This window comes from Pseudonocardia sp. GCM10023141, assembly GCF_042653605.1.
The window spans coordinates 20,935-32,183 of record NZ_JBHSIR010000081.1 but is presented as its reverse complement, the minus strand read 5'-3'; the positions used below and the strand labels follow the sequence as shown (position 1 = coordinate 32,183).

Annotated in this window: 10 protein-coding genes and 2 pseudogenes; 10 read left to right on the top strand and 2 right to left on the bottom strand. The window is 71.8% G+C overall.

From position 1 onward, the window contains the following. Nucleotides 1-236, top strand: a pseudogene (locus ACFPFQ_RS44490) (histidine ammonia-lyase); the annotation flags it as partial. A 21-nt stretch (nt 237-257) separates the two neighbouring features. On the opposite strand, the gene ACFPFQ_RS44485 reads toward ACFPFQ_RS44490, so the two are convergent. Beyond that, nucleotides 258-521, bottom strand: coding sequence for a hypothetical protein (locus ACFPFQ_RS44485; RefSeq protein WP_379629329.1), 264 nt, complete (start codon nt 519-521; stop codon nt 258-260). Here ACFPFQ_RS44485 and ACFPFQ_RS44480 point away from each other — a divergent pair. From ACFPFQ_RS44480 to ACFPFQ_RS44450, 7 genes and pseudogenes are all read left to right on the top strand, one after another. Next, a pseudogene (locus ACFPFQ_RS44480) lies at nt 472-861 on the top strand (5-oxoproline transporter, DUF979 family subunit); the annotation flags it as partial. The gene ACFPFQ_RS44485 and the pseudogene ACFPFQ_RS44480 sit on opposite strands and share 50 nt — an antisense overlap. Before the next feature lie 71 nt (nt 862-932). Next, complete coding sequence (locus ACFPFQ_RS44475) at nt 933-1,802, top strand: DUF2891 family protein (protein WP_379629328.1); 870 nt, start codon at nt 933-935, stop codon at nt 1,800-1,802. 244 nt (nt 1,803-2,046) lie between these two features. After that, nucleotides 2,047-2,328, top strand: coding sequence for a metal-sensitive transcriptional regulator (locus tag ACFPFQ_RS44470; protein ID WP_379629327.1), 282 nt, complete (start codon nt 2,047-2,049; stop codon nt 2,326-2,328). A 13-nt stretch (nt 2,329-2,341) separates the two neighbouring features. After that, on the top strand, nt 2,342-2,560 hold the full coding sequence (locus ACFPFQ_RS44465) for a heavy-metal-associated domain-containing protein (RefSeq protein ID WP_379629326.1): 219 nt from the start codon (nt 2,342-2,344) through the stop codon (nt 2,558-2,560). Between the two features lie 32 nt (nt 2,561-2,592). Continuing rightward, on the top strand, nt 2,593-4,851 hold the full coding sequence (locus tag ACFPFQ_RS44460; RefSeq protein WP_379629325.1) for a heavy metal translocating P-type ATPase: 2,259 nt from the start codon (nt 2,593-2,595) through the stop codon (nt 4,849-4,851). 241 nt (nt 4,852-5,092) lie between these two features. Then, complete coding sequence (locus ACFPFQ_RS44455; protein ID WP_379629324.1) at nt 5,093-7,042, top strand: 3-oxoacyl-ACP synthase III family protein; 1,950 nt, start codon at nt 5,093-5,095, stop codon at nt 7,040-7,042. A gap of 34 nt (nt 7,043-7,076) precedes the next feature. After that, nucleotides 7,077-7,838: a 3-oxoacyl-ACP reductase family protein gene (locus tag ACFPFQ_RS44450; protein ID WP_379629323.1), complete on the top strand. Its 762-nt coding sequence runs from the start codon at nt 7,077-7,079 to the stop codon at nt 7,836-7,838. Here ACFPFQ_RS44450 and ACFPFQ_RS44445 read toward each other — a convergent pair. Next, nucleotides 7,816-9,282, bottom strand: coding sequence for an FAD-dependent monooxygenase (locus tag ACFPFQ_RS44445; RefSeq protein WP_379629322.1), 1,467 nt, complete (start codon nt 9,280-9,282; stop codon nt 7,816-7,818). The two genes, ACFPFQ_RS44450 and ACFPFQ_RS44445, sit on opposite strands and share 23 nt — an antisense overlap. Before the next feature lie 81 nt (nt 9,283-9,363). Between ACFPFQ_RS44445 and ACFPFQ_RS44440 the strand changes: the two genes are divergently transcribed. Then, a complete protein-coding gene (locus ACFPFQ_RS44440) occupies nt 9,364-9,978 on the top strand; it encodes a TetR/AcrR family transcriptional regulator (protein WP_379629321.1) in 615 nt (204 codons plus the stop codon). Nucleotides 9,979-10,007: 29 nt separating this feature from the next. Further along, complete coding sequence (gene dinB / locus ACFPFQ_RS44435; protein WP_379629320.1) at nt 10,008-11,216, top strand: DNA polymerase IV; 1,209 nt, start codon at nt 10,008-10,010, stop codon at nt 11,214-11,216. Nucleotides 11,217-11,249 lie beyond the last annotated feature (33 nt).

The window sequence follows — 11,249 nt, the reverse complement described above, 5'->3', positions numbered from 1 at the left end:
ACGGGTTGACCCGGGTGCTCGCGATCGAGCTGCTCACCGCCGCCCGCGCACTCGACCTGCGCGCCCCGCACGCCCCGGCCCCCGCCACCGCCGCGGTGCGCGACGGGCTGCGCGCGCACGTCGAGGGCCCCGGCCCGGACCGCTACCTGGCCCCGGAGATCGAGGCGGCCGTCGCCTACGTCGCGTCCGGGCAGGCCCTGGCCGCGGCGGAGCGGGTAACGGGTCCGCTGGGCTGACCCCTGCGGCCGGTAGACATCCTATGTCCTGGCGATATCCAGATTGATGGATTGTTGAACGATCGGTAGTTTCGCGGCGAATTCCGCAGCGGCCCCGGCAGATCCGGGGTCGGAGGAGGCCGCATGTTCGTCCTGCCGGTCATCGGACTGATCGAGCGGATGGGGCTGCAGCAGCAGGCCAAGCGCCTGATCAACCGGCTCGCCGCGCTGACGGCTCACGGTCGGCGGGAAGCCGCTGATCGACCCGTCGGCGGCGACACTGCTCGGGCTGGGCCTCGGCGCCATCGTCGCGCTGGTCGTCGGGCTCGCGATCCTGCGGCCCCGGCCCGTGACGGTGCCGCTGCAGGAGGGCCGCAGGCTCCTGGAGACGATCGGCTGGGCGGCGATCCTGCCGCAGATGCTCTCGGTGCTGGGGGTGCTGTTCACCCAGGCCGGCGTCGGCAAGGCCGTCGGCACCGTGATGGGGGCGGTCGTGCCGGCGAACATCGTGGTCTTCGGCGTGATCGCCTACTGCGTCGGGATGGCGCTGTTCACGATCCTCATGGGCAACGCGGTCGCCGCGTTCCCGATCATGACCGCCGCCATCGGCTGGCCGCTGCTCGTGCAGGCCGACCACGGCAACCCGGCGATCGTCTTCGCCGTCGGCATGCTGGCCGGCTTCTGCGGAACGCTGTGCACGCCTACCCGTACCACCTGGTGCACCTGGCGACCGGCGACGGCGACGTCCGCACCCCCGCCGAGCTGTACCCGGCGTTCCACACCTCCTATGACTGGCACTCCTGCGTCCACATGCACTGGCTGGGCGTCGAGATACTGCGCTCCGGGCTCGACGCCGCCGACCTGCACGCCGCGCTCGCGGCCACCCTGACCGCGAACAAGCTCGCCGCCGAGGCCGACTACCTGCGTGCCCGCCGATCGTTCGAGCGGCCCTACGGCTGGGCGTGGGCGGCGCGGCTGGCCGCGAGCTGCCGGGACACCGAGTGGGCGGACGCGTTCGGCCCGCTCACCGACGCCGTCTACGACAAGGCCGTGGCCTGGGCATCGATGATCAACCATCCGGTGCGGCACGGCGTGCACAGCAACACCGCGTTCGGGCTGGCGCTGCTGGTGACCGCGGCCGCCGACCTCGGCCGCCCCACCGGCGCTGCGGCACTGCGCGACGCCGCGGTGCGCCTGTTCGGCGGCGACCGCGACTGGGCGCAGCAGTGGGAGCTCTCCGGCCAGGACTTCCTGTCGGCAGGCCTCGCCGAGGCCGACCTGATGGCGCGCGTGCTGGACCCCGCGGCCTTCCGCACCTGGTTCGCCGCGTTCCTGCCGGAGCCCGACGCGATCCTGCGGCCCGCGGTCGTCACCGACCCGACCGACCCGCAGATGGTGCACCTCGACGGGCTCAACCTCTCCCGCGCCGGCGCACTCTACCGGCTGTCCCGCGTGCTCGACGCGCCGGTGCTGCGATCGGCGGCCGACGTGCTGCTCGACCACGGCCTGCGGGCTACCGGGGGTGAGGAGTACGTGGCCACGCACTGGCTCGCCTCGTTCGCGTGGGATGCGTTGTTGAGCAAGTAGGGGCGTCCCCTCCCGGCGGCCCTGCCGGGGTGTGCGGGTGGTTGCTCGAGGCCTCCGCCATGGAACCTTGTGGTCGTTCGGCCTGACCGCTGGGCCGCCTCATGGAACCTTGTGGCTGCCAGGCTCGCCCGCCGAGTCACGTCAGGGACCCACCCGACCGCCCCGCCCCACCCGCACGAGCCCGGAGCGCCCCCCGTCACACCACCTTGCGTACCCTACCCCCCCTAGGTATATGTTCGGAGTCGTGAACGGCTACTCCCACGACCGCGACGCCATCCTCAAGCGCCTGAGCCGCATCGAGGGCCAGGTGCGCGGGATCGCCCGCATGGTCGAGGACGACCAGTACTGCATCGACGTCCTCACCCAGGTCTCCGCCGCCACCAAGGCGTTGCAGGCCGTGGCGCTCGGCCTCCTCGACGAGCACCTGACGCACTGCGTCCGCGATGCCGCCGCCGAGGGTGGGCCGGTGGCCGAGAAGAAGATCGCCGAGGCGAGCGCCGCGATCGCGCGGCTCGTCCGGTCCTAGGAAGGGAACGACCATGTCCGACACCACCTACACCGTCACCGGCATGACCTGCGCGCACTGCGTCGCCTCGGTCACCGAGGAGATCAGCGAGATCGGCGGCGTCACCGCGGTTGCCGTCGACCTCCCCACCGGCGCCGTCACCGTCACCAGCGACGCACCGCTCGCCGACGCCGCCGTGCGCGCCGCCGTCGAGGAGGCGGGCTACCAGCTCGCCGCCACCGTCACGGCATAGGCTCTCCCCCTCACTGTCAGCAAGGACCGGCCATGAGCACCACCACCAGCGTTGCAGCGGGCACCGTCACCGAGGTCGAGCTGACCATCGGGGGCATGACGTGCGCGTCGTGCGCCAACCGCATCGAGCGCAAGCTCAACAAGCTCGACGGCGTCACCGCCACGGTCAACTACGCCACGGAGAAGGCCAAGGTCACCGCCCCCGACGGCGTCGACCCCGCCACGCTCGTGGCGCAGGTGGAGGCCGCGGGATACACCGCGGAGCTCCCCCGGCCGCCCGCCACCGATGACGCTCCGGCCGACGAGGCTCCCGACGCCACGCGCGCACTGCGCGACCGGCTGCTGATCAGCGCCGCGCTGGCCGTGCCCGTGATCGCGGTCTCGATGGTCCCGGCGCTGCAGTTCCAGTACTGGCAGTGGATCTCGCTGTCGCTCGCCGCACCGGTCGTGGTCTGGGGCGCCTGGCCGTTCCACCGGGCGGCGCTGGTCAACCTGCGCCACGGCGCCGCCACGATGGACACGCTGATCTCGCTGGGCGTCGCCGCCGCCTTCCTGTGGTCGCTGTGGGCGCTGCTGTTCGGCACCGCGGGGATGCCCGGGATGGTGCACCCGTTCGACCTGACGCCCACGCGCGCCGACGGCGCCGGGCAGATCTACCTCGAGGTGGCCGCGGGCGTCACCACGTTCATCCTCGCCGGTCGCTACTTCGAGGCGCGCGCCAAGCGCCGTGCGGGGGCCGCGCTGCGGGCACTGCTGGAGCTGGGCGCCAAGGACGTCGCGGTGCTGCGCGGCGAGAGCGGCGCCGAGCTCGAGACCCGCATCCCGATCGGGCAGCTCGCCGTCGGCGACCGGTTCGTGGTGCGCCCCGGCGAGAAGATCGCCACCGACGGCGTGGTCGACCAGGGTTCGTCGGCCGTCGACGCGTCGATGCTCACCGGCGAGTCCGTTCCCGTCGAGGTCGCCGCAGGCGACGCCGTCACCGGCGGCACCGTCAACGCGGGCGGCCGGCTGGTCGTGCGGGCCACCCGCGTCGGCGCCGACACCCAGCTCGCCCGGATGGCCCACCTCGTCGAGGACGCCCAGAACGGCAAGGCGGCCGTGCAGCGGCTGGCCGACCGCGTGTCCGGCATCTTCGTGCCGATCGTGATCGGGCTGTCGGTCGCCACACTGGGCTTCTGGCTCGGCACCGGCGAGGGCGCCGCGGCCGCGTTCACCGCTGCCGTCGCCGTCCTGATCATCGCCTGCCCGTGCGCGCTCGGCCTGGCCACACCCACGGCGCTGCTGGTGGGCACCGGACGCGGTGCGCAGCTGGGCATCCTGATCAAGGGCCCGGAGGTGCTGGAGTCCACCCGCCGGGTCGACACCGTGCTGCTGGACAAGACCGGCACCGTCACCGCGGGCAAGCCGAGCCTGGTGGAGATCCACACCGCCGCCGACGTCGACGAGGAGACCGTGCTGCGCCTGGCCGGCGGCCTGGAGAACGCCTCGGAGCACCCCATCGCCGCGGCGATCGTCCGCGGGGCGCGCGAGCGCGTCACCACGCTGCCGGCCGTCGACGAGTTCGCGAACATGGCGGGCCTCGGTGTCGCCGGCACCGTCGAAGGGCATGCGCTGCTGATCGGCCGCGCCGCGTTGCTCGAGCACTGGGCCCAGCCGCTCACGCCCGAGCTCGACGCGCTGCGCGTGGCCGCCGAGCAGGAGGGCCGCACCGCCGTCGCCGTCGCCTGGGACGGCCAGGCGCGTGCCGTGCTCGTCGTCTCCGACACCGTCAAGCCGACGTCCGGGCAGGCCGTTGTCGAGCTGCGAGCGCTCGGGCTCACCCCGATCCTGCTCACCGGCGACAACGCCGCCGCAGCCCGCGTCGTCGCCGCGGAGGTGGGCATCGACGAGGTGATCGCCGACGTGCTCCCCGAGGGCAAGCTCGACGTCGTGCGGCGCCTGCAGGGCGAGGGCAAGGTCGTCGCGATGGTCGGCGACGGCGTCAACGACGCCGCCGCGCTCGCGCAGGCCGACCTGGGCCTGTCGATGGGCACCGGCACCGACGTCGCGATCGAGGCGGGCGACATCACGCTCGTGCGCGGGGATCTGCGCACCGCAGCCGATGCCGTCCGGCTGGCGCGGCGCACCCTGGGGATCATCAAGGGCAACCTGTTCTGGGCCTTCGCCTACAACGTGGCCGCGATCCCGCTGGCCGCCGCGGGCCTGCTCAACCCGATGATCGCCGGCGCCGCGATGGCCGTCAGCTCCGCCTTCGTGGTGGCCAACAGCCTGCGGCTGCGCGCCTTCCGCTGACCAGCCCCTACCGATCGTCACCGAATTCGGCAGACGGGTGCTTATTGCGCCAACCGAGAAGTAACACCGGCCAGTAACTCGAATACTCACGAGTAGCTGTGTTCGCGGTTACGGACGAGCGTCACGTATCGATCACCGGGCGTATCCGCTACCTTGGTTCCACCGCCCGATTCACTCCGGTCCACGCATAGCAGCGTGGCCTGGTTTGCCGTGCTCGACGATCGTGATGGAGGTCCACCACGTGAAGCCGTTCGTGGTCAACAACCACGGCCACCTGGTCTTCCCCGCAAATTTCCGCGTTGATCTCGATTTCTCGGTGCTCGATACGCTCGACCAGTTCACGGCCGTGATCGGCCGCGATTTCGAGGCGAAAGCACCCACCGGAACCGATGTTCTCGACCGAATCGAGGCCGGTTCCTACACCAGTCGATTCGCCCTGCTGCGCGATCTCGGCCAGAACCTGTTCTGGGTCAATCGGTACTCGATGACCATGTTCGACAAGCGCCCCACCCGGTGGCGCGACGTGCCCCGCACACGCGGCGACGTGTTCCTGCCGGTGCTCACCCCGTGGGTCGACGGCGACCGCAAGGTGGCCGCCGTGGAGCAGGCCTACCGGCAGCTGCCGGCCACCTGGGACGCCGAGGCCGAGGACCGCGTCTTCGGGCTGCTCTACGACGTGTTCCGGCACAAGCGCCACCACGCCACCACGCTGCCCGCGATCAAGCCGACCGTCGCGCAGTTCCTGGAGACCCCGGCCGCCCTCACGTTCGTGCTGCCCAGCCATGACGCCGACTACCCGGTCTTCAGCGACGCCGCGATCCTCGACGCGCAGGAGTCGGTGCCCGAGCTCGAGGCGCTCACCCGCTGGGCCATGGTGCTGCACAACCAGTACCCCTGGGAGCGCGCCGACACCGAACTGCGCACCGCCGACCAGATCGGCGACGACGACTTCGTGATCGCGTTCCACCCCCGCAACCACGACGTCAGCGCCTTCATCGAGCGTGCCACCGCAGCCGTGCCCGCCCCGCGCCGCGCGGCGCGGCCGCCGGCACCCCCCGTCGAGCCGGTCCGGCCCTACCCGCCGCTGCAGGTGCAGGGTGCGGTGGCCGTGGCGCCGAAGATCGAGGCGCTGGCCATCGTGCGCGGCGAGCACGTCTGCGACAACACCGACGTCGTGCGCAACGCCAGCTTCTCCTGGTCACCGATGAGCGCCGAGGAGATCCGGGCGAAGACGGGCATCGGGCAGCGCCGCTACACAGAGCACGACATCGAGCAGCTGGCCTTGGAGGCCGCCCACGCCGCGCTGGCGCACTCGGGCCGCACACCCGCCGAGATCGGCGCGGTGCTCGTGGCCACCTGCACCAGCAACCGGCTGATCCCGTCGCTGTCGACATGGCTCTCGGGCGAGCTGGGCCTGCTGCAGACGCACTGCTCGGCCGACATCGTGGCCGCCTGCGCCGGGCTGCCCTACGGCCTGGCCGAGGCGATCCGCCAGCTGCAGGAGGTGCAGCGCCCGGTGCTGCTGGTCTGCGTCGAGAAGTTCTCCGACAAGATCGGCAGTGTCCGGACCTCCCGCATGATCTTCGGCGACGGTGCGGCCGCCATGGTGATCGCCCCGGCCCCCGCGGGCGACCCCGGCGACGTCGAGGTGGTGCAGACCTACGCCAGCGGCCCCGTCAGCCAGGTCAACTCGATCATCTGGCCGAACCCGGAGTTCGACAACGACATCACCGTCTACGGGCCCGAGGTCAAGGCACTGGTGGCCCGCTACCTCGCGCAGATGATCGACGAGCTCGGCTCGCTGCCCGGCGCCGACGGCGGATCACTGCTCGAGTCGATCGAGCTGATCGTGCCCCACCAGGCCAACAAGACGATGATCCTGCAGCTCGCCGGCGCGGCCGGGCTCTCGGCCGACCAGCTCTACTTCAACATCGAGACGATGGGCAACGTCTCGGCCGCCTCCATCCCGATCGCGATCTTCGACGCCGTCCGCGACAAGGTGATCACGGCCCCGACCAGGGTGTTCGCCCCCGGGTTCGGTGCCGGCGCCGTCGGTGGCTACGCCGTGCTCACGGTGGACCCCGCGATCGTCGCGCCCGAGGTCGTGCTCGAACCCGCCTCCGGGCGCGCGCCCGCCGGAGCGGCCCACTCCACCTCCAGCAGTGACGTCAGTGCCGCATTCGGTTCCTGACGGTTCCCGTTCATCATCTCTCACGAGGAGTGCCATGACCGCTATCACCGACATCCACCCCACGCCCCGCGTCGCGATCGTCACCGGCGGCGCCCGCGGCATCGGCGCCGCGATCACCACCACGCTGGCCCGCGCCGGCGTCCATGTCGCCGCCGGCTACAGCTCCAACGCCAAGGCCGCCAACGAGTTGGCCGAGAAGCTCGGCGCCGAGGGCGCTTCGGTCTCGGTGCACCAGGGCAACGTCGGCGAGCCCGCCGACTGCGACCGCGTGGTGGCCGAGGTGCTCGAGCAGCGCGGCCGCGTCGACTACCTCGTCAACAACGCCGGCATCACCGTGGACAAGACGGTGCGCAAGATGACCGTCGAGGACTGGCACGCCGTCCTGCGGATCAACCTGTCCGGCGCGTTCTACATGACCAAGGCCGTGCTCGACCACATGACCGGCAACAACTTCGGCCGGATCGTGAACATCTCCTCGGTGATCGGCCAGACCGGCTCGATCGGCCAGGCGAACTACGCGGCGTCGAAGGCCGGGCTGTTCGGCTTCAGCCAGAGCCTCGCCAAGGAGGTGGCCCGCAAGGGCGTCACCGTCAACTGCGTGGCGCCGGGCTACATCGAGACCGAGATGGTGGCGGCCATCCCCGAGGAGGTCCTCGAGAAGCTGCTCAAGGGCGTGCCGGTGGGCCGGCTCGGACAGTCGTCGGAGATCGCGCGGGCCGTGCAGTTCCTCGTCGACGACGACGCCGGCTACATCACCGGTTCGGTGCTGTCGGTCAACGGCGGGCTGGACATGTGATCGTCTCCAGGTAGGAGCGTGCGCCCGCGGCGGCGTCGCCCACGTAACCGAGGTAGCCGTCGGGCCGGACCACGAGCACCGCGCCCGGCTTGGCATCGAGGTTGGTGGCGGCGTCGCTGCTCTCATCGATGCGGACCGCGTGGACCCCGGCACGGGCGAGGTCTGAAACCGCGACGCCGATGCCCAGCACCGTCGCGTGCGGGCCGCGGAAGGCGTCGAAGAGGCGGGAGCCGTCGGCGAGCAGGCCGTCGGGCACCCGGTCACCCGCCTGCAGCTCGGCGAGCACGTCGGCGTCGGTCACCGACAGCGCGCTGCCCCGGTAGTGCAGGTCCAGCTGCTGGGTGTCGCGGCCGCGCTCGCCCGCCGTCTCGTCGCCGTCGCGGTACTTCTCCATGATCGCCGTGGACAGGCCGAGCACGCTCGCCGCGATCGGCAGCCGCTCGGCCTCGTAGCTGTCGAGCAGCCCCGGGTCGGCCCCGTCGAGGACGGCCGCAAGCTTCCAGCCCAGGTTGTATCCGTCCTGCACGCCGGTGTTGAGGCCCTGCCCGCCGGTGGGCGGGTGGACGTGGGCGGCGTCGCCCGCGAGGAAGGCGCGACCGTCGCGGAAGCGCTCGGCCATCCGGATGTTGGGCCGCCAGACGGTGCCCCAGTGCAGTCGGGTCAGCGCGATCCGCCGCTCACCGGTGAGCGCGTCGAGCTGCGACTGCAGGTACTCCAGCGTCGGGGTGCCCGCGCCGGCGAGGGTGACACCGAACTGGAACAGGTCGGTGCCCTGCAGCGGCATGAGCACCGCGCCCGCCATCGGGTTCTCGGCCGTGGCGAACCAGTGGCTGACGGTGTGATCGAGCTCGGGGGCGGCGACGTCGCCCAGCACCATGCGGAAGTCCTCGTCGGTCTCGCCGAGGAAGGGGATGCCCAACTGCTTGCGCACGGTGCTGCGGCCCCCGTCGGCGCCCACGAGGTAGGCCGCGCGCACCGTCTCCGTGACGCCGTCGCGGGCCAGGGTGGCCGTGACCCCGTCGCCGTCCTGCGTGGCAGCTGCCAGTGCCGTGCCGAACTCCACGGACACGGCGAACTCGGCGAGCCGGTCGCGCAGGATCTGCTCGGTGCGCCACTGCGGCATCATCCACGCCGACGGGTAGGGCAGCGCCGTGGTGGCGTCGGGCACCTCGAACATGCTGCGCATCCCCGCGAACTCGCCGCCGATCGTGATGCGGAACGGGGGCGGCGCCATGCCGCCCGCGCGGACGGCGTCGCTCACGCCGAGATCGTCGAAGACCTCCTGCGTGCGGGGCTGCATGCCGTCGCCCCGGGAGCCGATGAACGCGGACGGCGCGGCGTCGACGATGCGGACGCCGTGGCCGGCGCGGGCGATCTGGAGGGCGGTGGTCAGGCCGGTGGGGCCCGCCCCCGCGACGAGTACGTCGATCATGGCGTCTCCCATTGAATGAACCTTTCTTCAGTGAATTTTGATTCAGTATCATCCTTGCTACGGTCCCCGTCAACCCGCAGGAGGTGTGCATCCGTGACCGCGCAGCCGATGAGCCGCAAGGAGAAGGCGGCCGAGACCGAGCTCGCGCTGAAGGCGGCCGCTCGCGCGCTGTTCACCGAGCGGGGCTACCTGAACACCAAGATCACCGACATCACGCAGGCCGCCGACCGGGCCGCCGGGTCCTTCTACAACCACTTCGCCGGCAAGGAGGAGATCCTCGCGGCGCTGCTGGCCGACCAGTTCGCGGCGGGTGATGCCGCCATCACGCCGGAGTCCGGCCACGACCCCGATTTCACCAGGGCCTCGGCGATCCGCTGGCACATCGCGGGCTACTGGCGGTTCCACCGGGAACACGGCGCGATCATGGCCGCGCTCGCGGAGGCGGCCCGGGTGAGCGAGAAGGCGGCCACGACGCTGCGCGAGACGATCGTGGAGCAGAACGAGGACGTGATCGGCCACCTCGAACAGGTGGTGGCGGCCGGGGCCACCCTGCCCGGTCCCCCCGCAGCCGTCCTGTCCGCGCTCTTCGGCATGGTGCCGACGTTCGCCGACAGCTGGCGGGCGACCGACGGCTTCGGGGGCACCCTCGACGAGGACGCGGCCATCGACATGCTGACCACGCTGATCCACCGCGCCCTCAACGGTTGACGCTTTTCGTCGGCCCTCCATGCGAACATATGTTCGTGTCGGATACCGGGCCGGTCCAGGCGAGCATGTTGCACGCCGACCTCGACGCGTTCTACGCGTCGGTGGAACAGCGCGACGACCCGCGCCTGCGTGGCAGGCCGGTCATCGTCGGCGGCGGGGTCGTGCTCGCCGCCAGCTACGAGGCCAAGGCGTACGGCGTGCGCACCGCCATGGGGGGCCGCCAGGCCCGGCAGCTGTGCCCGCAGGCCATCGTCGTCCCGCCGCGGATGTCGGCCTACACCGCGGCCAGCCGGGCGGTCTTCGCCGTGTTCGAGAACACCACGCCGCTGGTCGAGGGCCTGTCAATCGACGAGGCGTTCCTCGACGTCAGCGGCCTGTGGCGGATCGCGGGCACACCGCACGACATCGCGGTGCGGTTGCGCGGGCAGGTGCTCCGCGAGGTCGGGCTGCCGATCAGCGTGGGCGTGGCACGCACCAAGTTCCTCGCCAAGGTCGCGAGCGCGGTGTCCAAGCCCGATGGCCTGCTCGTCGTCCCGCCCGATGGCGAGCTCGCGTTCCTGCACCCACTGCCCGTCGAACGGCTGTGGGGCGTCGGCACCGTCACCGCCGCGAAGCTGCACGCGCTCGGGCTGCGCACCGTGGCCGATGTCGCCGCGCTCGGTGAGCCCGCACTGGTGTCCATCCTCGGCCGCGCATCCGGGCGTCATCTGCATGCGCTGGCGCACAACCGCGACCCGCGCCCCGTCGAGGTCGGCAAGCGGCGGCGCTCCATCGGCTCGCAACGCGCACTCGGGTCGCGGCGCCGCTCCCCCGAGGAGCTCGACGCGCTGCTGGCCGGCCTCGTCGATCGGCTCGGGCGGCGGCTGCGCGGCGCCCACCGCGTCTGCCGCACCGTGGTGCTGCGGCTGCGCTTCGCCGACTACACGCGCGCCACCCGCTCCCACACGCTCGGCGAGGCCACCGGCCACACCGACACGGTGCTCCGGGCCGCCCGCAGCCTGCTCGCCGGCGCCCTCCCCCTGATCGAGGAGCGCGGCCTCACCCTGCTCGGGCTGTCGCTGGCCAACCTGCACGACGACAGCGCCGTCCAGCTCGCCCTGCCGTTCGACGCCCAGGCCGGCTCCGCACTCGACACCGCCCTCGACGACCTGCGCTCCCGCTTCGGCGCCGTGGCCGTCACCAGGGCCACACTGCTCGGCCGCGACCAGGGGGTGGAGATGCCGATGCTGCCGGACTGAATCGATCATCATCGATTCCCCCACGGATGGTTG

What these genes read in the sequence shown, in the direction of transcription:
- ACFPFQ_RS44485 (WP_379629329.1), bottom strand. Translation starts at nt 521, where the DNA reads ATGGCGCCGAGGCCCAGCCCGAGCAGTGTCGCCGCCGACGGGTCGATC.
- ACFPFQ_RS44465 (WP_379629326.1), top strand. Translation starts at nt 2,342, where the DNA reads ATGTCCGACACCACCTACACCGTCACCGGCATGACCTGCGCGCACTGC.
- ACFPFQ_RS44460 (WP_379629325.1), top strand. Translation starts at nt 2,593, where the DNA reads ATGAGCACCACCACCAGCGTTGCAGCGGGCACCGTCACCGAGGTCGAG.
- ACFPFQ_RS44450 (WP_379629323.1), top strand. Translation starts at nt 7,077, where the DNA reads ATGACCGCTATCACCGACATCCACCCCACGCCCCGCGTCGCGATCGTC.
- ACFPFQ_RS44445 (WP_379629322.1), bottom strand. Translation starts at nt 9,282, where the DNA reads ATGGGAGACGCCATGATCGACGTACTCGTCGCGGGGGCGGGCCCCACC.
- dinB (WP_379629320.1), top strand. Translation starts at nt 10,008, where the DNA reads ATGTTCGTGTCGGATACCGGGCCGGTCCAGGCGAGCATGTTGCACGCC.